Source organism: Vibrio sp. KUL70 (genome assembly GCF_059725515.1).
Map to the genome: position 1 here is coordinate 2,355,225 of NZ_AP045834.1, position 23,880 is coordinate 2,379,104.

General features: G+C 45.0%; 23 protein-coding genes and 1 pseudogene. 13 read left to right on the plus strand and 11 right to left on the minus strand.

All coding sequences use genetic code 11. The features are described from left to right. The first annotated feature begins 60 nt into the window (after positions 1-60). The gene (locus AC6I7V_RS10370; protein WP_498010827.1) at positions 61-786 is read left to right on the plus strand and encodes a MipA/OmpV family protein; all 726 of its coding nucleotides are present in this window, start codon (positions 61-63) and stop codon (positions 784-786) included. Positions 787-903: 117 nt separating this feature from the next. Here the strand turns inward: AC6I7V_RS10370 and AC6I7V_RS10375 are convergent, their stop codons facing one another. From AC6I7V_RS10375 to AC6I7V_RS10385, 3 genes are all read right to left on the minus strand, one after another. Continuing rightward, positions 904-2,490 (minus strand): AbgT family transporter, encoded by a 1,587-nt coding sequence (locus AC6I7V_RS10375; protein ID WP_498010828.1) that lies wholly within the window; start codon positions 2,488-2,490, stop codon positions 904-906. A 389-nt stretch (positions 2,491-2,879) separates the two neighbouring features. Then, positions 2,880-3,005, minus strand: a complete 126-nt coding sequence (gene ykgO, locus AC6I7V_RS10380) for a type B 50S ribosomal protein L36 (protein WP_005380299.1) — start codon at positions 3,003-3,005, stop codon at positions 2,880-2,882. Then, a complete protein-coding gene (locus AC6I7V_RS10385) occupies positions 3,006-3,266 on the minus strand; it encodes a type B 50S ribosomal protein L31 (RefSeq protein WP_150869137.1) in 261 nt (86 codons plus the stop codon). A 120-nt stretch (positions 3,267-3,386) separates the two neighbouring features. Between AC6I7V_RS10385 and tsaA the strand changes: the two genes are divergently transcribed. The 4 genes from tsaA to AC6I7V_RS10405 all read left to right on the plus strand — a co-directional run bounded on the left by tsaA (position 3,387) and on the right by AC6I7V_RS10405 (position 6,603). Beyond that, positions 3,387-4,082 (plus strand): tRNA (N6-threonylcarbamoyladenosine(37)-N6)-methyltransferase TrmO, encoded by a 696-nt coding sequence (tsaA, locus tag AC6I7V_RS10390; protein WP_498010829.1) that lies wholly within the window; start codon positions 3,387-3,389, stop codon positions 4,080-4,082. 100 nt (positions 4,083-4,182) lie between these two features. Further along, positions 4,183-5,901 carry a proline--tRNA ligase gene (locus AC6I7V_RS10395; RefSeq protein ID WP_498010830.1) on the plus strand — a complete coding sequence of 573 codons (1,719 nt, stop codon included), beginning with the start codon at positions 4,183-4,185 and terminating at the stop codon, positions 5,899-5,901. Between the two features lie 304 nt (positions 5,902-6,205). Continuing rightward, positions 6,206-6,409 (plus strand): YaeP family protein, encoded by a 204-nt coding sequence (locus tag AC6I7V_RS10400; protein ID WP_032551682.1) that lies wholly within the window; start codon positions 6,206-6,208, stop codon positions 6,407-6,409. 2 nt (positions 6,410-6,411) lie between these two features. Next, the gene (locus AC6I7V_RS10405; RefSeq protein ID WP_032551680.1) at positions 6,412-6,603 is read left to right on the plus strand and encodes a DUF4250 domain-containing protein; all 192 of its coding nucleotides are present in this window, start codon (positions 6,412-6,414) and stop codon (positions 6,601-6,603) included. 451 nt (positions 6,604-7,054) lie between these two features. On the opposite strand, the gene glyA is transcribed toward AC6I7V_RS10405, so the two are convergent. Further along, positions 7,055-8,305 carry a serine hydroxymethyltransferase gene (gene glyA, locus AC6I7V_RS10410; RefSeq protein ID WP_498010831.1) on the minus strand — a complete coding sequence of 417 codons (1,251 nt, stop codon included), beginning with the start codon at positions 8,303-8,305 and terminating at the stop codon, positions 7,055-7,057. A gap of 346 nt (positions 8,306-8,651) precedes the next feature. Here glyA and AC6I7V_RS10415 point away from each other — a divergent pair, with 346 nt between their 5' ends. The 3 genes and pseudogenes from AC6I7V_RS10415 to AC6I7V_RS10425 all read left to right on the plus strand — a co-directional run bounded on the left by AC6I7V_RS10415 (position 8,652) and on the right by AC6I7V_RS10425 (position 11,956). After that, complete coding sequence (locus AC6I7V_RS10415; protein WP_255230088.1) at positions 8,652-9,254, plus strand: YitT family protein; 603 nt, start codon at positions 8,652-8,654, stop codon at positions 9,252-9,254. Between the two features lie 129 nt (positions 9,255-9,383). After that, positions 9,384-10,929: pseudogene (locus tag AC6I7V_RS10420) on the plus strand (winged helix-turn-helix domain-containing protein). A gap of 100 nt (positions 10,930-11,029) precedes the next feature. Continuing rightward, on the plus strand, positions 11,030-11,956 hold the full coding sequence (locus AC6I7V_RS10425; RefSeq protein WP_498010832.1) for a hypothetical protein: 927 nt from the start codon (positions 11,030-11,032) through the stop codon (positions 11,954-11,956). A gap of 98 nt (positions 11,957-12,054) precedes the next feature. Here AC6I7V_RS10425 and treC read toward each other — a convergent pair whose 3' ends face one another. From treC to gmhB, 5 genes are all read right to left on the minus strand, one after another. Next, on the minus strand, positions 12,055-13,746 hold the full coding sequence (gene treC / locus AC6I7V_RS10430) for an alpha,alpha-phosphotrehalase (RefSeq protein ID WP_498010833.1): 1,692 nt from the start codon (positions 13,744-13,746) through the stop codon (positions 12,055-12,057). 66 nt (positions 13,747-13,812) lie between these two features. Next, positions 13,813-15,237, minus strand: coding sequence for a PTS trehalose transporter subunit IIBC (gene treB, locus AC6I7V_RS10435; protein WP_498010834.1), 1,425 nt, complete (start codon positions 15,235-15,237; stop codon positions 13,813-13,815). Positions 15,238-15,430: 193 nt separating this feature from the next. After that, a complete protein-coding gene (gene treR, locus AC6I7V_RS10440; RefSeq protein WP_255230083.1) occupies positions 15,431-16,375 on the minus strand; it encodes a trehalose operon repressor TreR in 945 nt (314 codons plus the stop codon). A gap of 71 nt (positions 16,376-16,446) precedes the next feature. Beyond that, positions 16,447-16,785 (minus strand): MliC family protein, encoded by a 339-nt coding sequence (locus AC6I7V_RS10445; protein ID WP_261881985.1) that lies wholly within the window; start codon positions 16,783-16,785, stop codon positions 16,447-16,449. A gap of 48 nt (positions 16,786-16,833) precedes the next feature. Further along, positions 16,834-17,385: a D-glycero-beta-D-manno-heptose 1,7-bisphosphate 7-phosphatase gene (gmhB, locus tag AC6I7V_RS10450; protein WP_032551763.1), complete on the minus strand. Its 552-nt coding sequence runs from the start codon at positions 17,383-17,385 to the stop codon at positions 16,834-16,836. A 216-nt stretch (positions 17,386-17,601) separates the two neighbouring features. On the opposite strand from gmhB, the gene metN reads away from it, so the two are divergent. The 4 genes from metN (at position 17,602) to AC6I7V_RS10470 (ending at position 21,487) form a co-directional block, all read left to right on the plus strand. Continuing rightward, positions 17,602-18,636 carry a methionine ABC transporter ATP-binding protein MetN gene (gene metN / locus AC6I7V_RS10455; RefSeq protein WP_498010835.1) on the plus strand — a complete coding sequence of 345 codons (1,035 nt, stop codon included), beginning with the start codon at positions 17,602-17,604 and terminating at the stop codon, positions 18,634-18,636. Beyond that, positions 18,626-19,303: a methionine ABC transporter permease gene (locus AC6I7V_RS10460; RefSeq protein WP_498010836.1), complete on the plus strand. Its 678-nt coding sequence runs from the start codon at positions 18,626-18,628 to the stop codon at positions 19,301-19,303. The genes metN and AC6I7V_RS10460 overlap by 11 nt, the downstream gene beginning before the upstream one ends. 25 nt (positions 19,304-19,328) lie before the next feature. Beyond that, positions 19,329-20,138, plus strand: coding sequence for a methionine ABC transporter substrate-binding lipoprotein MetQ (gene metQ, locus AC6I7V_RS10465; protein WP_261881987.1), 810 nt, complete (start codon positions 19,329-19,331; stop codon positions 20,136-20,138). A 155-nt stretch (positions 20,139-20,293) separates the two neighbouring features. Next, positions 20,294-21,487, plus strand: coding sequence for an ISL3 family transposase (locus tag AC6I7V_RS10470; RefSeq protein ID WP_498010837.1), 1,194 nt, complete (start codon positions 20,294-20,296; stop codon positions 21,485-21,487). Between the two features lie 69 nt (positions 21,488-21,556). Here AC6I7V_RS10470 and AC6I7V_RS10475 read toward each other — a convergent pair whose 3' ends face one another. Continuing rightward, entirely contained in the window at positions 21,557-22,333 is a 777-nt protein-coding gene (locus tag AC6I7V_RS10475; RefSeq protein WP_255230077.1) for a Zn-ribbon-containing protein, read from the minus strand. Position 22,334: 1 nt separating this feature from the next. Beyond that, entirely contained in the window at positions 22,335-22,880 is a 546-nt protein-coding gene (gene syd, locus AC6I7V_RS10480; protein WP_255230076.1) for a SecY-interacting protein, read from the minus strand. Positions 22,881-23,011: 131 nt separating this feature from the next. Between syd and queF the strand changes: the two genes are divergently transcribed. Continuing rightward, entirely contained in the window at positions 23,012-23,857 is an 846-nt protein-coding gene (gene queF / locus AC6I7V_RS10485) for an NADPH-dependent 7-cyano-7-deazaguanine reductase QueF (protein ID WP_255230075.1), read from the plus strand. The last annotated feature ends 23 nt before the right edge of the window (positions 23,858-23,880 follow it).

The window sequence follows — 23,880 nt, forward strand, 5'->3', positions numbered from 1 at the left end:
CTGAAATAAAATAGGCACTGCTCCGTTCTTATCTAAGACGACAATAACGGAGTATTGCTTATGATGTCTCGCATTGCCTTATCAATGACTCTCGCTATCACGGCCAGTCCCACCACTTTTGCCAGTAAAGAGTACGGTATTGTAGGAGGTAGCCTCACCGTAGGTGAAAGCGTCTTTTCGACCAAAGGCTCAGCTCAAGTAGGTGTAACGCCCAACCTTTTCTACTCAGGTCCCATTGGGTTTGTTGACGGTAGCTTAGCCAATTGGCAAGTCTTACCCTATGTTGGCCTTTCAGGTCAGTGGCGTTTTGCTGAAGTGTCCGACACCTTTACCGATTTACCCAACGGTATCGAAGACAGAGACGGGAGTGGTGAACTCGGTCTAACACTCGGGACTGTTGGTGCGCGCGTGACCTTTCTGCACGATGTAACCTCTGAACATAAAGGCTATGAAATTCAGCTGCACCTAGGACGTACCCTTGAGACCTGGGACTCTGCATTTACTCTAACTCCCTACTTTGAAGTCGACTATCGTAACGAAAAACTCTCAAATCATCTTTATGGCATAAGCGCAGCAGAATCGATTACGTCTGGACTGAATACCTTTAATGCTAGCGGCACTTTTGTTTATGAGGCAGGACTGATAGGGCTGTACGAGTTTAGCCCTCACTGGATTGGCATCAGTAAGGCAGAATTTATTCACCATGATACCGATAGCCCACTTGTCCAAAGAGACATAGGTTGGTCGTTAGAAGTAGGTTTAACCTATCGTTTTGCAGGCCTGTAATCTTTTAATACTCGCTATTAGCTCTTCTATGAGTTGTTTATAACTAACTACGACATGAACAAAAAAGCCTGCACATTGTGCAGGCTTTTACATTCATCATGAATTCACAATTCAGTACTAAGGCGTGTAGTAAGTTGCAGCGCCAGGACCTACAGGTAGACCAAATACGAATACCCACACGTAGAACATTAAGCTCCAACCAACGATGAATACGATCGAGTATGGAAGCATAGTTGCAATCAGAGTACCAATACCTAGGTTCTTCATGTAACGCGTTGCTACAGCAAGGATAAGACCGAAGTAGCTCATCATTGGAGTAATGATGTTCGTTGTTGAATCACCGATACGGTAAGCCGCTTGAATCGTTTCTGGTGCGTAACCAACAAGCATTAGCATTGGAACAAAGATAGGTGCTGTTACTGCCCACTGAGCAGAAGCTGAACCGATCATCAGGTTAATGAAGCCACACATTAAGATGAATGCGAAGAACAACATTGGACCTGTTAGGCCGATGTCTTGTAGGAAGGTTGCGCCTCCTACTGCGAATACTTGACCGAAGTTCGTCCACTTGAAGAAAGCAACAAACTGAGCAGCGAAGAATACAAGTACAATGTACATACCCATAGAAGACATGGACTTAGACATTGCGTCGATAACGTCACGGTCGGTCTTCATTGAACCAGTCACTTTACCGTAAACGAAACCAGGAACTGCGAAGAATACGAAGATAAACGCTACGATACTCTTAAGGAACGGAGAGCCTGCTACCGTGCCTGCTGCAGAGCGTAGTACACCATCTTCAGGAACAATCGTCCAAGCAAGAAGTGCTGATACTGCTAGCACAGCGATACCTGCTAGCTTAAGGCCTTTTTTCTCAATGTCGGTTAGCTTGCCCATTGAGTCATTTGATAGGTCTTCAGACGCTTCTTCATCGTTGTATTTACCCAGTTTCGGCTCAACAATCTTCTCGGTTACAAATGCACCTGTAATTGCGATAAAGAAAGTAGAAACAAACATGAAGTACCAGTTTGATTCTGGACCCACTGTGTACGTTGGGTCGATCATTTGTGCTGCTGTTTCTGTAATACCAGAAAGCAGCGGATCAACCGTACCGATTAGAAGGTTTGCAGAGTAACCACCGGATACACCAGCGAATGCTGCCGCTAGACCAGCAAGAGGGTGACGACCCAGAGAGTGGAAAAGCATTGCTGCTAGTGGGATAAGTACCACATAACCTAGCTCAGAAGCCGTGTTAGAGATGATACCTGCGAATACCACAGTTACAGTAACCATGCGCTTAGATGCGCCCATTACCATGCCACGCATCGCAGCAGATAGTAGACCAGAGTGCTCAGCAATTGCTACACCTAGCATTGCAACAAGCACAGTACCTAATGGCGCAAAGCCAACAAAGTTCTTAACGAGATTCGTTACGATAAGTTGTAAGCCTTCAGCATTTAGCAAGCTTACAACGTGGATCATGCCGTCAGCAGCACGCCCTGGAGCGCCTTCTGGACGAGGGTCCATAACAGACACTTCAAAGTACCCTGCGATACCTGAAGTAACTAGAATTGCGACACAGAAGATTGCAAAAAGAGTGATCGGGTGGGGTAATAGATTCCCCAAATACTCAACACCATCGAGAAAACGGGTAAAAATAGGTTTCTTTGGCGAGTTGTTTTTTATTGAAGCTGATGAACTCATCAGTTCCCTCCTTGTAGTGATTCCTATGCAAATGTGACAAAAATGTTCAAATTGCAGGCGCAGAGTACTCGACAAAATAGTCAATTAGAAATGTAAAATGTTACAAAGTGTGTATTAAATCATATAAACTAACGCCATTTGAACAAAAAATTAGCAAATTACACCAAATAAAACAAAAAACACAGTCTTATAATTCATATAAATACATTCATTCTGTTTATATACCGTACCCTAACTACTTGATTCAACGTCGCCTAAAATTCCCTCTATACAATAAAAACAGTCTATCGCTGATGAAGAGCTCATCAGAGAAAGAGATCACAGCCCAATAAAGAAAAATGTGACCTCGTCTCCTAGATTGTTACATGTTCTTCACATGCCAGTGACGCTTACTTTTGCACCGCTTTGAATCTTGGGTTGGTTTTGCAGATCACATAAAGGCGCCCTCTTCGCTTCACGATTTGGCAGTCAGGGTGACGACTTTTCGCACTTTTTAGGGATTTAACGACTTTCATTTACTTCTCTCCTTTGCTGAATTGACCAAAGCGACGTGTAAAGTTCGCCACGCGACCCTCTTTATGGATCACACGCTGCTTACCGGTATAGAAAGGATGTGATTTTGAGGACACTTCAATCGTGAAGTACGGGTAGGTGTTACCGTCTTCCCATTCAATTGTGCGGTCAGTTTGTAGGGTCGAACCAATTAGAAAATACTCATCAACACTCGTATCGTGAAAGACAACTGTACGGTACTCTGGGTGAATATTCGGCTTCATTTCTTTTACTCCATCATTAAATGTTATGATATAACATTGCGAATGATAATTATTATCAAAAGAAACACAAGCAGTTTTATGCTATTTTTGCCACAAATCGTAAGTTGAGACGCCTCAAACATGTACACAATTGAGCCTGTTGGTTTTATAGAATCACCATATAAAGAGAAGTTTGCCGTGCCTAGACAGCCAAGGTTAGTGCCTTCAGCGCGTGCTCGCGTCAAACTATCGGGAACCGCGAATTGCTTGGAGTCTGTGCGAGAAATAGAACAATTCAGTCATGTATGGTTGCTATTTCTATTCGACCAAAACTTACAAGCGGGCTGGAAGCCTACAGTTCGCCCTCCACGTTTGGGCGGCAACGATAGAGTTGGCGTATTTGCTTCTAGAGCCACTTTTAGACCAAACGGTATTGGCATGTCAGCAATAGAGCTAAAAGGTGTCACGCAAGAGAAAGGACAAACTTACCTCGAATTAGGCAGCGTTGATTTGGTTGATGACACACCAATTATCGACATCAAACCCTACATCCCCTACTCAGATTCTATTCCGGATGCTCTGGGAGGGTTTGCAGCCGAAGAGCCAGAAGTGTTGGAGGTTAATTTTTCACAGCAGGCACAAAACAAGCTGGCACAGCACCCGCAAGCGCGTCATATTATTCAGGTGATCAAAGAGGTGCTAGGTCAAGATCCTCGTCCCGCCTATAAGAAAGGTAAGCCCGATACCAAGGAATATGCAGTAAATTTGTTCGATCTGAACGTCAAATTCACTGTAGAGGCACTTTTCATCAATGTTACTGACATTGAACGCTTTTGAGATCCTAAATAGGCTGATATTATATGCGGCTAAATCGGATTTATTGTGGCAAAAGCTACAGTGAATTTTCTTTAATTTATGATGAAACGGATACCATAGAATGCGTACCAGTAACTATCTTCTTTCTACTCTGAAAGAGACTCCAAACGACGCAGAAGTTATCAGCCACCAGCTGATGCTACGTGCAGGTATGATCCGTAAGCTAGCTTCAGGTTTATACACTTGGCTACCTACCGGTCTGCGTGTACTGCGTAAAGTCGAAAACATCGTTCGCCAAGAGATCGACAATGCAGGTGCAGTTGAGACTTTAATGCCCGTAGTGCAGCCGTTTGAACTATGGGAAGAGACTGGTCGCAGCGAAAAAATGGGCCCAGAACTGCTGCGCTTTACTGACCGTCATTCTCGTCCGTTTGTTCTTAGTCCAACCGCTGAAGAAGTGATCACAAGCCTAGTTCGTAACGAAGTAAACTCGTACAAGCAGCTTCCTCTGAACCTATACCAGATTCAAACTAAGTTCCGTGATGAGCGTCGCCCTCGTTTCGGCGTAATGCGTGCACGTGAATTCAGCATGATGGATGCGTACAGTTTCGATATCGACAAAGAAGGCCTAGAGAAATCTTACCAAGCGATGCACGATGCTTACTGTAAAGCATTCGACCGCATGGGCCTTGAGTACCGTCCAGTACTGGCTGACTCTGGCGCTATTGGTGGTAGTGGCTCTCAAGAGTTCCACGTACTCGCAGAAAGCGGCGAGGACCTAATTGCATTCTCAACTGAGTCTGATTACGCAGCAAACATCGAAAAAGCAGAAGCACTTGCTCCTACTGAAGAAGCTGCGGCTCCAACTCAAGAGATGGAACTGGTTGACACTCCAAACGCGAAAACTATCGCTGAATTAGTGGACCAGCACGGTCTAGCAATCGAGAAAACGGTTAAGACTCTATTCGTAAAAGCTTCTGATGAAGTAGACGCAGACATCATTGCTCTAATCATCCGTGGCGACCACGAACTGAACGAAGTAAAAGCGGAAAACCTTCCACAAGTGGCATCTCCACTAGAGATGGCTTCTGAAGAAGAGATCCGTGCACTAGTAGGCGCAGGCCCTGGTTCACTTGGTCCTGTGGGTCTAAAGCTACCGTTCATCGTTGACCGCTCTGTTGCAGTAATGAGTGACTTTGGCGCAGGTGCAAACATCGACGGTAAGCACTACTTCGGTATCAACTGGGGTCGTGACGTTGAGCTTGCTCAAGTAGAAGATCTACGTAACGTAATTGAAGGTGACCTAAGCCCATGTGGTAAAGGTACACTTCAGCTTAAACGTGGTATCGAAGTGGGTCATATCTTCCAACTAGGTAACGTTTACTCACAAGCGATGAACTGTGGCGTGCTTGGTCCTGACGGTAAGAACGTTATTCTTGAGATGGGTTGTTACGGTATCGGTGTATCACGTGTTGTTGCTTCTGCAATCGAGCAGAACCACGACAAATACGGCATCATTTGGCCAGACGCACTAGCACCTTTCCAAGTGGCTATCGTTCCTATGAACATGCACAAGTCTGAAGAAGTTAAAGAAGCGGCTGAGAAGCTATACGCTGAACTAACAGCTATGGGTATCGAAGTACTATTCGATGACCGTAAAGAGCGTCCAGGCGTCATGTTCTCTGACATTGAGCTAATTGGTATCCCTCACACTATCGTGATTGGCGACCGCTCAATGAAAGAAGGTAACTTCGAATACAAGAACCGTCGCGAAGGCACTAAAGAAGCAATCGCAATGGATTCAATCGTTGAGCACGTAACTGCTCAGTTTGCTAAGTAAGCAAACCGTCATCGATTGAAACTCTAAAAGGCTGCCGCACGGTAGCCTTTTTTGTATCTCTTCTGTTTACCTTTCTTAATTCATGATAAAAACTTTATGAAAAAGCGTACCTCAACGAGCTCGCTCGCCAGTTATACCTAGCCGATGAAGTGAAACTACAGCGAGAACAACAGGTCACCATTTAACCTCGTAAAATGAGTTCTTGAGCAAGAACAAACTTAAATGAATATTCGTTGAATGCGCTTTGTTTTTGCTTTTCTCTGTGTGTATATTGAGAGAAGTTATCATTTAGTTAGGTATAGAAATGAAAGTATACGATTGTTGTGATTTAGTTCGTGAGCTTTATTCTCAAATCGGCAGTGGCGATCAAGGCTACATCCCTCAAGCTATTACATGTGCAGTGAAAACACTCAACGATTTAGCCGCAGACGAGTCTTTGCCACGCGAAGCGCGCGAACGTGCCGCTTTTGCTGCAGCAAACTTGCTAATCTCTGATTTCGAGGACTAGGCATGAACTTAGCGAATTTTGAAACCATGGATCCTGTGATGCTAATGAGCATCGTAAACATGAAGCTACGTGACGACTTCTCTGGCGACCTCGATAAACTCGCTAACTTCTTCGATATTGATAAGGCTGCACTCGAGGCAAAACTTGCGACTGCAGGCTTTGAATTCCTACCTGAAGCGAAACAATTTCGATAAGTCTAGACAGATTGACAAAGGCCAACCTCGTGTTGGTCTTTTTTATTGGTGCGAGTTAAAGCAAAAAACTCATTATAAATTATCTATTTACATCTATACTTTTATTTCTCAGCCTTAGAGCAATAGCTTCAGCAGTGGAGCTTGTCGCAATAAAGGGTTCTCAAAAACTAAAAAGGCCCCAACAAAGGAGCCTTCAAAATCATCATTTTTTCAAAGTAGATGAGCGAAGTTCAAGGAGCTCACACGGAGTTTGCGCTAGCAAATGAGTATGTGCAACACAGAAATTCGTTCACTCTCTAAGCATTTCTATGCCAATAAAAAAGGCTCCCAACAGGAGCCTTTCAAATCGTATTTTTCAATCAAATAGCTTTAGTTCAAGGAAAAGGCGCGGAGTTTACAAATGTAAATGAGCACCTTTGACACAGAAATTAAGCTATTTGAGCCAGAAAAATTAAGCGTAAACTGGTAGACGCTTACAGATCTCTAGTACTTTTGCTTTAGTTGCTTCGATAACAGACTCATCACCCATGTTATCTAGGATGTCACAGATCCAACCAGCTAGCTCTTTCGCGTCTGCTGCTGTGAAGCCGCGACGAGTGATAGAAGGAGAACCGATACGGATACCTGACGTTACAAACGGGCTGCGTGGATCGTTTGGTACTGAGTTTTTGTTTACAGTGATGTTTGCTGCACCTAGTGCTGCATCGGCTTCTTTACCCGTGATGTCTTTGTCGATTAGGTCGACTAGGAACAGGTGGTTCTCTGTTGAACCTGAAACGATGTTGTAACCACGAGCGATAAACTCTGCAACCATTGCTTTTGCGTTAGCAACTACGCGTGCTTGGTACTCTTTAAACTCTGGCTCTAGAGCTTCTTTAAACGCTACTGCTTTACCAGCGATAACGTGCATTAGAGGACCACCTTGGCCGCCTGGGAATACTGCTGAGTTCAGCTTCTTGTATAGATCTTCGCCTTCGTTAGAAAGGATAAGACCACCACGTGGACCTGCTAGCGTTTTGTGCGTTGTTGTTGTCACAACATGCGCGTGTGGTACTGGGTTCGGGTAAACGCCTGCCGCGATTAGACCTGCTACGTGCGCCATATCTACGAATAGGTAAGCACCGACTTTGTCCGCGATTTCACGCATGCGTTTCCAGTCACAGATTTGAGAGTAAGCAGAGAAACCACCGATGATCATCTTAGGCTTGTTCTCGATAGCTAGCTTTTCCATCTCTTCGTAATCGATTTGACCTGCTTCGTCGATACCGTAAGGGATGATGTTGTAAAGCTTACCAGAGAAGTTTACTGGAGAACCGTGAGTTAGGTGACCACCGTGCGCTAGGCTCATACCTAGAACAGTGTCGCCTGCGTTCAGTAGCGCCATGTATACAGCGTTATTCGCTTGAGAACCTGAGTGAGGCTGTACGTTCGCGTACTCAGCACCAAAAAGCTCACATGCGCGCTCGATCGCTAGAGTTTCAACTTTATCTACGTACTCACAACCACCGTAGTAACGCTTGCCTGGGTAGCCTTCAGCGTATTTGTTTGTTAGCTGAGAACCTTGAGCTTCCATTACACGTGGGCTTGTGTAGTTTTCTGAAGCGATTAGTTCGATGTGTTCTTCCTGGCGAAGAGTTTCTTCTTGGATAGCTGCGAATAGATCCGCATCGTAATCAGCGATGTTCATGTCACGCTTAAGCATCTGTATCTCCTGACTCAGATTGTACTGAAAGTTTCAAAAAAACCACATAACGACCGAAAGCAAACGTTTTCGTCACCGTTTTAATGGGACGCATCATACATAATTTGATCTAGGTCATAAAGAGCTAATTGCAATTTTATCATGCAGTTTCTTCATAATGACATATAAGCTTCATCATACTTATGCGACACATCGCATCAGCACGCGACTTACTGTCAAGTTTTCGCTTTACACCCTGTAAAACGAACATTACATAGGTTTACCTTAATTTTGAGTCTCAAGCTACCGAAAATCCATGTTTTTATCTACTATGCACGCCTTTATTGGCTAGGTAATTATAAAAACGATGGAAAAACACTCACGTAAGGAAGATTGGGTTGCCATTCTTACAGGGACCTTCTTAGTCGCACAAGGCGTCTTCTTTTTACAGTCTGCTCAACTACTTACTGGGGGGACTACGGGCTTGGCTCTACTATTGAGTCAATTTCTACCTATCACCTTCGGTGTACTTTACTTTATCGCAAACTGCCCATTCTATGTATTGGCGTGGAGACGTTTTGGACGTAATTTTGCCATTAGCAGTGCTTTTTCCGGTGCTTTAGTGTCTGTTTTTGCAGATCATCTGTATTTAGTCATCTCACTTGATGCCTACAATGAGATTTATTGTGCGATCGCTGGCGGCTTGCTCATGGGGCTTGGCATGTTGATTCTATTTCGCCATCACTCCAGTTTGGGGGGCTTCAATGTTTTGTGCCTTTACATCCAAGACCGCTATGGTATTTCAGTGGGTAAAACTCAAATGGCGATTGATGTCTGTATCCTATTTGCGTCGTTCTTCTTTGTATCACCTTGGATCATCGCCGTTTCAGTACTTGGGACTGCGGTACTGAACGTTGTACTCGCTATGAACCACAAACCGACACGATACTCGGTTAGCTACAGCTCATAAGCTTGCAGGTTAGCCCTCGCTTTCTCGATTTTGAGTCAAAATAAAGTTAGTGCTTTTGTTTGGGATACTTAGCTGCTTTTTATAAACAAAGCAGCTAAAATCGTTTACTTTTATGACACGCGGTTTCCTATGCAAGACTTCCTCTCTGCTGCTCAGGCGAACAATACCTCTATCGTTATTGCCGATTTGGTGTACAACCCTAGTACCCGAGAGTTAAGCACACCTCAAGAAGTCATCAATTTGGAACCACGCTCAATCGAGTTGCTGGAACTTCTGTTACGCCATGTTGGAGAACCACTTTCCGCAGAGTTCATCATCCAAGAGATTTGGCAAAGTAGCTTTATCTCCAAGAATGTCCTAACCAACCGAGTAAGCACGCTGCGTTCGCTATTACAGAAACACCTTCCTGACAGCGACGCCACTAAGATACTCGTGACTTACCCGCGCAAGGGCTATTTTCTCAACCCGAGCTCTGTTCATCTAGAGAGCGTTGAAAGCAAGCAGCCTGCTGAACCAGAGGCCGAGCACAGTAAAACATCAGCAAGCCCACGCTGGCTATGGCTAGTGACACTTATGCTACTCACAAGCACAATCACATTGGGCTATCTGTGGTGGCAATCTCCAAACCACAGCTCTGAACTCACTCGACAGCAACGTCTAATTCCTAAGGTTGAGTTATTGCTCAGTCGCATTGATGTCGTCGGTGACAACGCTAGACAATACCGAGCAGCGATTAAGGCTCTGTTATTACAACAACAGATCGAATACTCCTATACTGATCTCGCGAATCAAGATGCTCCGAGCTACTTTGTCGACCCGATAGATAACTCTCCTTTCTTTCCAGGCGCAAAAAACATGCGTACCAGCGATTATCTGTTAAATATCCAATTGAAAGACCAAGAAACGGACGATCACCTTGCAGCTCAGGTCAGTCTAATCTACCCAAGCTCCGGTAAACTGGCCTTTCGTGGCGTCTATAGCATTGATGTCAATGATCTGAGTGATAGTCTCATGGCGATCAATCGAGAACTGGCTGACTACTTCGCGTTACCTCAGCCAGAAATGCCGCATTGGTCTATCGATAACAGCCAGCTTGGTGCATTGCTGACTAAGCAGTTTGTTGATTTGGAGTCGATCAAGCTGAACTGCATGAACTCGACCCTAATGGCTCGTCAGTTGGCACTGTACGAAACTGACCATCAACGCCTGATTCGTTTTACTAACCGAGTACAAACACACTTTAAGTTGCTTCCAGACGAACTCAAGCTGTGGCTTGGTGTGATTCACTTTAAGCTGCGCGATCTGCCAACAGCCAAAGCGTTGCTCACCAATCCATCAGGGCACTCTAGCATTGAGAATGCACTTATCTACATGATGATCTCATACATCAGTTTTCAACAAGGCAACCTCGACAACTTTCGTTTAAACTACATGGAATCTTTAGTCGCCCTGTTAAGGGTTATTCCTTCCGAAGCACTGTTTTCTAGACTGTCGCAACCGGAGTCAAAAGAGACCTGCTTGCAGCCTTGGAGAAGCTTAAAACTGAGTATCAAGGAGCCTTTAATCATTAAACCTTGGGAAGACCTGATGATTAATTACTGTACTTCAGTAGGTGAAGAGTTTGCTGACAAATAAAGATAAAACAATAAAAATCAAAGACCTAAATATAAATTAAGAACTCATGTGACTTCGTTTTTTGCCCTATAAACGATTTAAAACCTAGTATTCCGAGCAATTTCGGCAAGCCTTGCCCATTCACTTTCGGAATACTCAACATGAATAAAACTTTGACTCTCCTTACCGCTTCATTGGTTGCCTTGTACGGCTGTGGTGGCGGTGGTTCTTCTTCGGGCTCCACCAGCAATCAGAAAGGTCCAAGCAACCAAGCAGACTTTCCAATCAAGAATGCGCTGTTTGCCCCTAAGCCGAGTACTATTTTAAACTATGTATTCGAGGCTGATAGTCAACCAGACGGCAATATGTCAATGCTCTACTCTGCATTGAGTGCAGACGAACTCATCGAGCGATTACAGCAAGATCCAGAGAGTGAGGCATTGCAAGACGTTGTCAACCTTCTGAGTAATTTTGATGGCGTCAATCAGTTCTACCAATCGGAAGCCGTCTTCAATGAAGACCAGACGCAACCGGAATATACATTTTACTTTGCAGGCACCGATAACGCTCTTCATGAAATCACCGATCTTTATTTCATGAAATCTCTTCCTACGGCCATGCTAATGGGCAGCAGCCCACAATTTTTAGTCAAAGGCTCTTTTGTTGAAGACGAAGATCCGAACATTGATATAAGTTCAGACCCTGTGTCTGTAACCGTAGATTTGTCAGGAGAGGAAGTGAAGCGCATGCTTGACTCCTTTGATTACGATGTTTGGGTAGAAACATTAGAAGATACCGCTCAGTGTCGAACCACCTGGAATCAACAAATCGGTAAAACAGGTGCTCGCAAAACGTTAAATGTATCAGGCCAATCGGTTGAAGCCGCATACCTAACAGAGAAAAACACTTACAACCTTGTATGTGGAGATATGGAATTGAACGATTCTAAGGAGTTTGAGAGCACGATTGAACGCTGGTTTAACCCAACTCTCGGATTGATTGAGCAAACGGAAAAATTAAAGAGTGAAGAGAGTCCGCTAGTGAACGTAAAAGCGTCTCTCAACAAGATCGAAACAGCCTCGCTCTGAGAACCGATTGTTTGAAGGTACCACAACGCCTTTCTTCTATATTAAGCCCCTACCCTACTGAGGTAGGGGCCTATTTTGGACAAGCCTATGGCTCAATATTAGGCTTGGTTATCAATCAGCAGAATGCGCGTCTCATATGGGCGCAGTACTTGATGATGCGATGTTACTGAGTCGTCTGTCTCTTGGTAGTTAGAAAGCAAGCACTTGGCATTCGTCATCTCAAAACGCTCAGGTAAAGCACACTCCGTCTCTTCGCCATAATAGTTATTTATACACAGCAGAGCTTGCCCTTCGCTCTCGCGAGAATACGCAAATACCGATGGATGCTCGGGTAGCAAGTCTTGATAATCACCATCAGTGATCACTGGCACTTGTTTGCGTAACTCAATCAATTTTTTGTAGAAATAGAACACGGAATCAGCATCTTCAACCGCTTGTTTTGCATTCACTTCACGGTAGTTACTGGCCACTTCTAGCCAAGGCTCAGCCTTAGAGAAGCCGGCATAGTCAGAAGCATCCCACTGCATTGGTGTACGAGAGTTATCACGAGACTTCTGCGCCAGAATTGCCATCATATCTTGGTGTGAAACGCCTTGTTCGTTAACCATTAGTTGGTAGATGTTGGTGCTCTCTACATCACGATACTGGGCAATATCTTGGTAGCCCGGATTCGTCATACCAATCTCTTCGCCTTGATAGATGTATGGCGTGCCTTGCATCATATGTACTGACGCCGCCAACATCTTCGCAGACTCAACGCGGTAGTTTTGATCGTCACCCAAACGGCTCACCACACGAGGTTGGTCATGATTACACCAGAAAAGTGCGCCCCAACCTTTACCGTTGAGTCCACTCTGCCAGTGGTTAAAGATCGACTTCAGCTGTAAGAAGTCAAACGGCGCTTTGGTCCACTTTTCACCATTCGGATAATCCACTTTCAAATGGTGAAAATTGAACACCATTGATAGCTCTTTATTATCTAGGCTCGAGTATTGCTGACAGTGCTCAAGGGTGGTCGATGACATCTCACCAACCGTTACGCTGCCGTACTTTTGGAAAACCGCTTCGCTGATCTCTTGTAAGTATTCGTGAACTCGTAGGCCATCTGTGTAGAAACGGCGACCATCGCCAATCTCATCGTTAGGGAAATCTTGCTGCTTAGAAATCAGGTTAATAACATCTAAACGGAATCCATCGACGCCTTTCTCCGCCCAGTAACTGATGATCTCTTTAACTTCACTACGAACCTTAGGGTTTTCCCAATTAAGGTCGGCTTGTTCTTTTGCAAATAGGTGCAAGTAGTATTGACCTGTTGCTTCATCTAGCTCCCAAGCATTGCCACCAAATTTGGATTGCCAGTTGGTTGGTGCCTTACCATCAACCGGATCTCTCCAAATGTAATAGTCACGATATTGGCTCTCTTTATCGCCCAAAGCCGATTGGAACCAAGCGTGGTGAGTCGAGGTATGGTTAACAACAATATCCATGATGATGCGAATACCACGTTGGTGAGCCTCTACCAACAATTGGTCAAAATCCGCCATAGTGCCGAACTCTGGGTTTATCGCGTAGTAATCAGAAATATCGTAGCCATTATCCACCATCGGTGATTGATACACTGGTGTTAACCAAATGGCGTCTACACCCAGTGTTTTTAAGTAATCTAGTTTGGATATCACTCCTTGAATGTCACCAGTTCCTTGGGCGCCACTATCACAAAAACTCTTCGGATAAATTTGATAGATGGTTGCGGTCTTCCACCACATCGCATCACGATTCTGATTGGTCATCTCTACTCACTTACAAAAATAAAAATGGAGCAACAGTGACTCAAAACACTATTGCTCCTTATAAAATTAAGCGCTTGCCGCTGTTAACTCACCCTTAGCCTGTGCTCGCTTGTAGAAGAACAGTGTTAAGATGATTGGAACTGCAATCGCCACCGCCAATGCCAACAGATAAACCGTCCAGTATTGCGGCTGAATCGATAGAATGCCTGGCAAGCCACCAACACCGATACCATTCGCCATCACCCCGGCACCACCACAAATTGCAGCCGCAGCAGCACTGCCTAACATTGCGCTCAGCATTGGGAACTTGTATTTCAAGTTAATGCCATACATCGCAGGCTCTGTTACACCCAAGTAAGCTGAGATCGCTGCAGGCACAGAAATGTCACGTTCACCTTCGCGCTTGCTCAAAATAATGATGCCGACAACGGCAGATGCTTGAGCCACATTTGAGAGAGCAATGAGCGGCCAGATGGGAGTGCCGCCAAGCTCTTGCATTAATTGCAAATCAACGGCGTTGGTTGTGTGGTGAATACCGGTAATCACAAGTGGCGCGTATAGGAAGCCAAAGATTGTGGAACCTAGAATCGCGAAGTCACCTGTCATAGCCGCTTTCGCAGCAAAGGCAACACCATCGCCAAGTACTCGACCAAATGGACCGATGAAAGCATGCGCCAAAATCACAGACAAAATGATAGAGACGAATGGCACAACCACGAGATATAGGTAAGCCGGAACAATACGCTTGAGGTTGGTTTCTATGAAGGCCAGAGCAACACCGGCTAACATGGCTGGAATCACTTGCGCTTGGTAGCCCACTTTTTCAATGACAAACAGGCCGAAGTCCCATACCTCAGGCACGGCTTTACCTATCATGTAGGCGTTCATCAGTTGTGGTGAAACCAAGGTGACACCAAGCGTGATACCCAAGATCGGTGTTCCGCCCAGTTTCTTCACTGTAGACCAACACACCCCAACCGGGAGGAAGAAAAAGATCGCTTCACCAATCAACCATAGGAAAGAGTGGACCGTAGCCCAAAACTGGCTGAGCTCAACCAGAGTCTTACCATCGAACATACGAATGTCGCCGATGACATTACGAAAGCCAAGAATAAGACCACCAGTAATAATGGCAGGCAGCAGCGGTACAAAAATTTCGGCAAGGTGTGAAATACCGCGCTCTAACACATTCATGTTTTGACGAGCAGCCAACTTGGCCCCATCTTTCGACGACTCTTGTTTGCCAGTCTGTTCAATCAGTAACTTGTAGACCTCATCGACCTCAGTACCAACCACGACTTGAAATTGACCCGCGTTGGTAAAACACCCCTTTACTAAGCTCAGTTTCTCTAACTCAGTTTTGTCCGCTTTGTCTGTGTCATTCAATACGAAACGTAAACGAGTTAAGCAGTGACTAACACTCGCGATATTGTCACTTCCACCCACTAACTCAATAAGACGCGTAATGTCTTGCTTCGCCATCTTACCCATACTACCCCACCCTGGTTCTCTTCGTTCTACACTCAAATTCAGTTGAATTCATTATCAGTGGGAACATTCCCACAACTTGGTAATTATAGTGCCTGCATGATAATAGAATTAAAATGGGAACAGTCCCATTAATTGAATGAGATCACACTCTTCAGTTTAGTAAATAGACCGAGCTCACCCTAGAAATGAGGACTTAAACGATGGGCTTTTGGGTATGATGAGAGATAGGAGTTTGACCAAGTAATTGAGATATTAGTAACTTAGCAGCCAAAGTACCCGCAGATTGATAACCAGGATCAATACTAAATACACGTGGGAATAAAAATGAAAGCAGATCACTGCCACCGACCCCAGTTACCATCACATCTTCACGTTGCAACTCTTGCAGACGTTTTATCACGCCCAGTGCTAATGTATCACTCGCACAAGCGATCGCTTGAGTCGTCGATCTAAGCACTAGGTCAACCAGTTGGTAGGCACTCTCATGATGCAGAGCACCAGTCTGGTAGTTTGGCTTAATGTTGTTGTCACTACACCAGTTCAGGTAGGCGTTAAGACGTAATTCACCCGTCGATTTGTCACTAGGATCAACACCGATAAAGCCGATATCGGATAAGCCCTGCTCTTGCAAGTAAGCGAGGGCACTGCCAATCACCTGTTGGTTATCGTAGTTAATCGAGGTGACGTTCTCAGTATCTAATGCAATCACAACTGCGCGGTGTTCCCACGATTCGATGGCTTCGATGTCACAATCGGTAAAGCCAAATACAATAATGCCATCAACATTACGCTGCTTAAGGACTTGAAGATGCTCATTGGCTTTCTCACGATCGAACAGACTCTCCATGATCACCACATCATAACCAGCGCGATACAGCTCTTCGAGCATCGTACTTACGGCCTTGTTCTCAGACGGAGAATCCAGACGAGAGATGATCACACCAACCACTTTTTGGCTGCCGCCACGCATCGATTGCGCTGATTTAGAGGGAGTGTAACCCGACTCCTGAATCACTCTTTCTACTCTTTCACGTGTTTCTGGCTTCACTTTAGGATCATTAGTGAGAACACGGGAAACCGTTGATTTTCCAACACCTGAGAGCTTTGCGATATCAAGAATAGTGAGTTTTTTTTGCATCGAGTCTTATAAAGTTATTCAGAGAAAAACGACAAGTAACGGATTTTCCGTGACTTGTCGTTATTGATTGATTATTGGATACGGCAGTTGCGGTAAGTCACTCTTCCAAGTTCCAATCGAGCATGTTCTCCTTTGGTAAACAGGGTGATTGCGTCCATCTGTTCCGTGGTTTCGGCATCACTAATATACTTAGCACCAGAAGCAGACACCACGTGTTTAAGGCGATATTGGTTATCAGGCAGTCGAAGAACCGCTTGCCCGTCACCGTAAGCAACATCAAATGTTTGGTCAGATTCGCACTGGTAAGTCATGTATTCACCACTGGAGATATCTTTCTCTACCACCTCAGATTGAGAACACCCCATCAGTGCTGCCAATGTAAATAGGCAAACTGTATACTGTCTCTTCATAAACATCCCTTTCGATTAAAAAACAACCCAACTGCTGTTGTTGTTGAATTAACGCTTCAGGTAAGCAGGCACGTCTGCAATGCTATCGAGGACTACGCTCGCTAAGGCTTCACCTTTTTCTGTAACCGGTTTACCCGTTCTGACGAGCACCTTAGTGCCAACACCTGCAGCTTCTGCTGCCATCATGTCTTCCGCTTTGTCGCCGATCATGACTGACTTCGCCATATCAATCTTCAAGAAGTCACGCGCCGAAATGAACATTCCAGGCTTGGGCTTGCGACAATCGCAATCTTGCTTATATTCGCCAATACCGTGCTCTGCATGATGTGGGCAGTAGTAAATGCCATCTAACTCTACGCCATTGTCGACGAAATTCCAGTCCATCCATTGAGTTAAAGATAGAAAGCGGTCTTCGCTAAACATACCACGAGCGATACCTGACTGGTTGGTGACCAATACTAAAAGGTATCCCATGTCTTTGAAGGCTTTTGCTGCTTCAAAGACGCCGTCGATATACTCGAAATCATGCTCATCATGCACGTAGCCGTGGTCAACGTTAATTACGCCATCACGATCTAAAAATACAGCCGGTTTTGACAAAATTTGGTTCTCAATCAACTCTCTATTAATCACTAATTATTGCACGCTTTAGTAGCTTCATCACCTGCTATTTGTAGTGCTTGATATAGATATTTTTACGTTTAGACGTCTAGACGTAAAAATATCTATTGACTTAGATCACGTAACGCCATAGCATCGTCTGTAAATCGAACAAACTATCAACATATTATTCTGTTCACCGTTACAGGTTTATTTATGATTAAAGTGAATCAAGTCAACAAGGTTTTCTATCAAGGCGCGAAAGAGATCAACGCCTTAATAGACATCAATCTTCACATCCCTCAAGGTCAGATCTTTGGCGTTATCGGCTCATCAGGTGCAGGTAAAAGTACGCTGATCCGCTGCGTGAACATGCTAGAGGCACCTACCTCAGGTGAAGTGATTGTTGATGGCGTCAACCTCACAAAGCTAAGCAAGTCAGAGTTGAGTGAAGCACGACGTAACATCGGTATGATTTTCCAACACTTTAACCTGCTCTCTTCTCGTACCGTATTCAATAATGTGGCACTGCCGCTAGAACTTGCTGGCACAGACAAGGCAATCATCGAAGAGAAAGTGAGCCAACTGCTTGAGCTTGTTGGCCTCGCAGATAAGCGCGACAGCTACCCATCAAACCTAAGTGGTGGTCAAAAACAGCGTGTCGCGATTGCTCGTGCACTGGCGTCTGATCCTAAAGTTCTGCTGTGTGATGAAGCGACCAGCGCACTAGATCCGGCAACGACTCAATCTATCCTTGAGCTACTTAAAGAGATCAACCGCAAGCTAAATATCACTATGCTATTGATTACTCACGAGATGGATGTCGTGAAAAGCATTTGTCATGAAGTGGCAATCATCGGAGGTGGTGAGCTGGTAGAAAAAGGCACTGTTGGCGACATTTTTGCTCACCCTAAAACAGAACTGGCGCATCAATTCATTCGCTCAACGCTCGATCTTTCTATTCCAGAAGACTACGAAGTAAGGCTGCAAACAACGCGCGTTGAAGGTAGCTACCCTCTGGTCCGTCTTGAGTTTACTGGCGCCACCGTTGATGCTCCGCTAATGACTCAAATCGCACGCAAGTTCAACATCGACGTTAGCATTTTAAGCTCCGACCTCGATTACGCCGGTGGCGTGAAGTTCGGCATGATGGTCGCTGAACTTTTCGGTACAGAAGCAGACGACAACGCAGCAATCGAATTCCTACGTGAACACAATGTAAAAGTAGAGGTACTTGGCTATGTCCTTTAATGAAATCACAGATTGGTTAAGTCTTAACGGAAACCTACTACTTGGCGCGACTTGGGAAACGCTCTACATGGTCGCAGTAGCTGGCATCGTCGGTTTCGCTATAGGTATTCCACTTGGCGTTATTCTGCACACCACTAAAAAAGGGGGTTTGTTAGAAAACACCAAGCTAAACAAAATTCTTGGCGCAATAGTGAACGTCGGGCGTTCTGTACCTTTCCTAGTATTGATGGTTGCTATCATCCCACTGACTAAACTACTGATCGGTACGTTTATTGGTACAACAGCAGCGATTGTTCCTCTGACTATTGGCGCAATCCCATTCGTGGCTCGCCTTATTGAGGGAGCACTATTAGAAGTACCAACAGGGCTTGTTGAAGCAGCACAATCTATGGGCGCAACACCAACGCAGATCATCACAAAAGTTCTGCTACCTGAAGCGTTACCCACTATTATCAATTCAGTAACCATCACACTAGTCACTCTAGTGAGCTACTCTGCAATGGCTGGTACCGTGGGCGGTGGTGGTCTCGGTGACGTAGCGATTCGCTATGGCTTCCACCGCTATGATGTAACGATTATGGCTGTCACTGTGGTGATGCTGATCGTTCTAGTTCAAATCATTCAATCCATTGGTGACTCGATTGTTCGCCGTGTTGATCACAGATAAAAAGATGTATTAAAAGGAGATTATTATGAAATTCAGTCTAAAAAGCTTACTTGCTATCGCAGCCGCGGCATCAGCACTCGTGCTATCTGGTTGTGGCGAAAAAGAGATCGACACATCAAAAGTTAAAGTCGGTGTTATGGCAGGCGCAGAAGCTCAAGTAGCAGAAGTTGCGGCTAAAGTTGCAAAAGAGAAGTTCGGTCTAGACGTTGAACTTGTCACCTTTACTGACTACGTGACACCAAACGCAGCATTAGATGACGGTTCAATCGACATCAACGCGTTCCAGCACAAGCCATACCTAGACCAGCAAGTTGCTGATCGTGGCTACAAGCTTACTATCGCGGGCAACACATTTGTTTACCCAATTGCAGGTTACTCTAAACAAGTGACTTCTGTTGACGAGATTCAAGACGGTGCACGTATCGCGGTACCAAACGATCCAACAAACCTAGGTCGTTCTCTACTGCTTCTTGAGCAACAAGGTCTACTAGAACTTCGCGACGGTGTTGGCCTTCTTGCAACCGTGCGTGACATCGTAGGTAACCCAAAGAACCTAACTATTGTTGAACTAGACGCAGCACAACTTCCACGTTCACTGGATGACGTAGCGCTATCTATCATCAACACCACTTACGCAAGCTCTATCAACCTAACTCCACAAAAAGATGGTGTGTTCGTTGAAGGTAAAGAGTCTCCATACGTAAACCTAATTGTGTCACGTGAAGAGAACCTAAACGCAGAGAACGTTCAAAACTTCGTAAAAGCGTACCAAACTGAAGAAGTGTACAACGCAGCATCTGACATCTTCCAAGGCGGCGTAGTAAAAGGCTGGTAATCCACGCTTTGAGCGCACCTCAATTAAGAAGGGCTGACATGATGTCAGCCCTTTTTTTATGGTTCATCGCGGATTAGCGGGAACTTAAAACAAAAACGGTAGTAAGTGATATGGTTTAGTCGCCAAACAAAAATCATACACAAACTACCGTTTCCATGCCGAATCATACTTTCCTATCTTCATTCTGGGAAGGCTTTCAAATAGTAAAGTCTCACCAGACAGCAACACTTATTACCCTTACTCTTAAACCTAACTCTGAAGCTAAATGCCTCTGTGGTCTTGAAGCCGAAGCTATCCATGAGTATCAATGGCGTCATGTAAAGGATGCCATGTTACTCGGTGTTCCAGTTGAACTTTCCGTTCAAACTCGAAGGATTAAGTGTCGCGACTGCGGCATAAAAACAGAGTCTCTATCTTGGTTAGAGCCTTATGCTCGCATAACGAAGCGCCTAAAAAGCTATATAGAACAACTATTACCTCTTCTCCCTATTAAGCATATCTCCCAGTTAACGAGCGTTCATTGGCACACAATTAAAGAGATAGATAAACACCGGCTTAGACAAGTTGTACCGTCAATAAAATGGGAAGACCTAAGGCAACTCGTCATGGACGAGTTCGCCATCTTTAAAGGACATCGATATGCCACGGTCATCGCTGATGCTAAGACTCACCAAGTCATTTGGATAGGATTAGGTCGTAGCCGCAAAGACATACGACCGTTCTTCGAGCAATTAGGCGAGCATGGGATAAATATCGAAGCCGTCGCGATGGACATGAATACGGCTTTCGATCTTGAAGTTCAAGCGCACTGTCCGAACGCAAAAATCGTTTACGACTTATTCCATGTTATCGCTAAGTTCGGTCGCGAGGTGATGGATAGAGTTAGAGTCGACCAAGCTAACAAACTTAAGCAAGACAAAAAAGCGAGGCAATGGGTGAAGCGTTCACGCTGGGTACTGCTGAAAAATAGAGGCAACTTAAATACACGCCAAGAAAGCTATCTTACTGAAATATTGAATATCAATAAGGACTTAATGACCACTTATATACTCGGAGCACAACTCAAAGAACTTTGGTATTGTGAATCAGAAGGGCACGCTAAGGGGCTCTGGGACGCGTGGTGGGAACAAGTGCAAGAGAGTGGGATTAAGCCATTAAAAGAGTTTGCACGAAAACTCAGACCATATCTTCACGGGGTTATCGCATCGGCAAGTTATCCGTTAAATACCTGCACGCTTGAAGGGATAAACAACAAGATAAAGCTAATCAAGCGAATGGGATATGGTTATCGAGATACTGACTACTTCTTCTTGAAGATAAAAGCGGCTTTCCCCGGAAAGCCGCGATGAACCTTTTTTATAGGTAGCTTTGATTAACCTTTACTACGATTGGCGTTCCACCCCAGCCAATTGAAAAAGTTACTTAATATGATCCCATGACATATTAGAAACGATACGACAGTCGTCGCATTTGAAATGGAAGATATCGTGAAGCGGTTCATCAAGCAGCCATTCACCACCACACTTCGGGCACTTTCTGGCTTGTTCATCTGCGAGACTTTTACCACCGACTCGATACTGATAGTAATATGTCGGTACTTTTGACAAGTACTCTAAACGGCCTCGCAGATCCCAACCGCGCTTGAACAGCACACTGTCAGCATCGCAAATTTCATGCAGTGCTGCATGCTCAGCACGACAGCCACCAGCCATCTGAATTTCATCACACGCCTGCCACTCCGTTTGCCATTTCACCACCGCTTTATGGTCACCATTGGAGGTCGGTGGATTGCGATAAAGCGGGATTGGCAATAATGTCTCACCGCTTCGCAATGGCGAGCAGGTATGGACATAAGTGGTGTAAAGCACCTGCCAACTTGGTTTTTCATCTTCGGCAGCCTCTTCAGAATTGAGATCACGGCCAAGCATACGCATTTTCGGCGCGAGTAAGCTCGCTTCAGACAGACGGTTAAAGCAAACCTTCACAAAATCTGAGTGGTTTCTTGGGTGCAAGCTATCTTGTTCAGGGCAAACAACACGGACAAAGAATTCGCCTTCACCCATCACAACCGGAAACTCACGCCCCAATACCTGCCCGTTATAACGCAGCGCATCCATCAAACCGTTAATGGCCTTATCGACCGCGCTAATCGTGGTGTTATCAAAACACTCGAATTGAAGTTCTACAACGTACATCTTAAACAGCCGGTTCCAGTTTCTCTAAAAACTCAGCCAGCGTCGCTGCGAGTACATCACGATTGCCGGTGCCAAGGCGTTCAAGAATGACATTACCTGTCAGGTTGCAGATAGAGATCACGTCCATATCGGCATCGGTTGCGGCAATAAATACGGTCGGCTTAAGCTTCAGACGGCGCTGAGTCACTAAGTGCCCAAGAATGTTTTCTTGAAGGCGAACAAAGTCTTCATCGCTCCAAACTTGCAGCAGTGTCAAAGGGTTGCCATCAAAGGTCGCATCCATATCTGCACTGTATTGCGCGCCGTAGAATGTCTTAATATCTTCATGCAGTGATAACTCAATACCATTTTCAACGTTGGTAAAATCTGCATGCTGCTCACGAGGATAGTTTTTCCACAACACAGCACCCGACAACTTTTCTTCAACGCACGGAGAAACGAGGTCTGCTAGCTCTTCACTACGAGGTAAAGATTGATGTTGCTGCTGCCAAGCATCGACATACTGCTGACTGAATGAAAGTAGTGCGTCTTGGGCACGTTGAGTCATGAAAATCTCCTAAAGCGAAAATAATAAATAGAATCGGGCACCTTTCCACGTCGATTAAGCGATGACCTAATGACACAGTAATGGGGATTCAGTAAAATCGCCCCCATTCTAATCGAATTTGAAACGAAAGTATGAGCAAATATTCTGACGCTAAAGAGCTTGCGGGTTTGACCCTAGGTCAAAAAACTGAGTACGCTAACCAATACGATGCCAGCCTACTACAGCCTGTTCCACGTAGCTTGAACCGTGATGACCTCGCTTTAGGCGACGAACTGCCATTCATTGGTCACGATATCTGGACCATGTATGAGCTGTCATGGCTAAATGACAAAGGTTTACCTCAGGTGGCGGTGGGTGAAGTTTTCATTCCAGCAACAAGTCCGAATCTCATTGAATCAAAATCTTTCAAGCTGTACCTAAACAGCTACAACCAGACTCGTTTCTCTGATTGGGAAGCGGTAACCGAGCGCCTAACTCAAGATTTGTCAGTATGTGCAGGTGAAGCAGTACTAGTTAACGTAAACAAAGTGACTGATTACACCAATCAACCGATTGTTACTATGCAAGGCGATTGCATTGATGATCAAGATATAGAGATCACCAGCTACGACTTCGAAGCATCAATCTTGGAGGGTGCAACTGAGCAGGAGCAAGTTGAAGAGACTCTTCATAGCCATCTGTTAAAATCTAACTGCCTGATCACCAATCAGCCAGACTGGGGCAGCGTTGAAATTGCTTACACCGGTTCGAAAATCAACCGCGAAGCACTGCTGCGTTATCTCGTCTCTTTCCGCGAGCACAACGAATTTCATGAACAGTGTGTTGAGCGTATTTTCACCGACATCATGAAGTACTGCGCACCAACAAAACTAACTGTTTTTGCTCGTTATACTCGTCGTGGTGGCTTAGACATCAACCCATACCGTTCCACAGAACAGGATAAACCTGCTCACAATATGCGTATGGCTCGTCAGTAAGTCATTGAAAGGTTTCGCCTCTA

Excerpts from the sequence above, each read along its gene's own strand:
- AC6I7V_RS10385 (WP_150869137.1), bottom strand. The coding sequence starts at position 3,266 with ATGAAGCCGAATATTCACCCAGAGTACCGTACAGTTGTCTTTCACGAT.
- AC6I7V_RS10375 (WP_498010828.1), bottom strand. The coding sequence starts at position 2,490 with ATGAGTTCATCAGCTTCAATAAAAAACAACTCGCCAAAGAAACCTATT.
- AC6I7V_RS10470 (WP_498010837.1), top strand. The coding sequence starts at position 20,294 with ATGCCGAATCATACTTTCCTATCTTCATTCTGGGAAGGCTTTCAAATA.
- AC6I7V_RS10425 (WP_498010832.1), top strand. The coding sequence starts at position 11,030 with ATGAATAAAACTTTGACTCTCCTTACCGCTTCATTGGTTGCCTTGTAC.
- metQ (WP_261881987.1), top strand. The coding sequence starts at position 19,329 with ATGAAATTCAGTCTAAAAAGCTTACTTGCTATCGCAGCCGCGGCATCA.
- treC (WP_498010833.1), bottom strand. The coding sequence starts at position 13,746 with ATGACCAATCAGAATCGTGATGCGATGTGGTGGAAGACCGCAACCATC.
- ykgO (WP_005380299.1), bottom strand. The coding sequence starts at position 3,005 with ATGAAAGTCGTTAAATCCCTAAAAAGTGCGAAAAGTCGTCACCCTGAC.
- AC6I7V_RS10460 (WP_498010836.1), top strand. The coding sequence starts at position 18,626 with ATGTCCTTTAATGAAATCACAGATTGGTTAAGTCTTAACGGAAACCTA.
- syd (WP_255230076.1), bottom strand. The coding sequence starts at position 22,880 with ATGACTCAACGTGCCCAAGACGCACTACTTTCATTCAGTCAGCAGTAT.
- glyA (WP_498010831.1), bottom strand. The coding sequence starts at position 8,305 with ATGCTTAAGCGTGACATGAACATCGCTGATTACGATGCGGATCTATTC.
- treB (WP_498010834.1), bottom strand. The coding sequence starts at position 15,237 with ATGGGTAAGATGGCGAAGCAAGACATTACGCGTCTTATTGAGTTAGTG.
- tsaA (WP_498010829.1), top strand. The coding sequence starts at position 3,387 with ATGTACACAATTGAGCCTGTTGGTTTTATAGAATCACCATATAAAGAG.
- queF (WP_255230075.1), top strand. The coding sequence starts at position 23,012 with ATGAGCAAATATTCTGACGCTAAAGAGCTTGCGGGTTTGACCCTAGGT.
- AC6I7V_RS10400 (WP_032551682.1), top strand. The coding sequence starts at position 6,206 with ATGAAAGTATACGATTGTTGTGATTTAGTTCGTGAGCTTTATTCTCAA.
- AC6I7V_RS10415 (WP_255230088.1), top strand. The coding sequence starts at position 8,652 with ATGGAAAAACACTCACGTAAGGAAGATTGGGTTGCCATTCTTACAGGG.
- AC6I7V_RS10405 (WP_032551680.1), top strand. The coding sequence starts at position 6,412 with ATGAACTTAGCGAATTTTGAAACCATGGATCCTGTGATGCTAATGAGC.
- metN (WP_498010835.1), top strand. The coding sequence starts at position 17,602 with ATGATTAAAGTGAATCAAGTCAACAAGGTTTTCTATCAAGGCGCGAAA.
- AC6I7V_RS10370 (WP_498010827.1), top strand. The coding sequence starts at position 61 with ATGATGTCTCGCATTGCCTTATCAATGACTCTCGCTATCACGGCCAGT.
- AC6I7V_RS10475 (WP_255230077.1), bottom strand. The coding sequence starts at position 22,333 with ATGTACGTTGTAGAACTTCAATTCGAGTGTTTTGATAACACCACGATT.
- treR (WP_255230083.1), bottom strand. The coding sequence starts at position 16,375 with ATGCAAAAAAAACTCACTATTCTTGATATCGCAAAGCTCTCAGGTGTT.
- AC6I7V_RS10395 (WP_498010830.1), top strand. The coding sequence starts at position 4,183 with ATGCGTACCAGTAACTATCTTCTTTCTACTCTGAAAGAGACTCCAAAC.
- AC6I7V_RS10445 (WP_261881985.1), bottom strand. The coding sequence starts at position 16,785 with ATGAAGAGACAGTATACAGTTTGCCTATTTACATTGGCAGCACTGATG.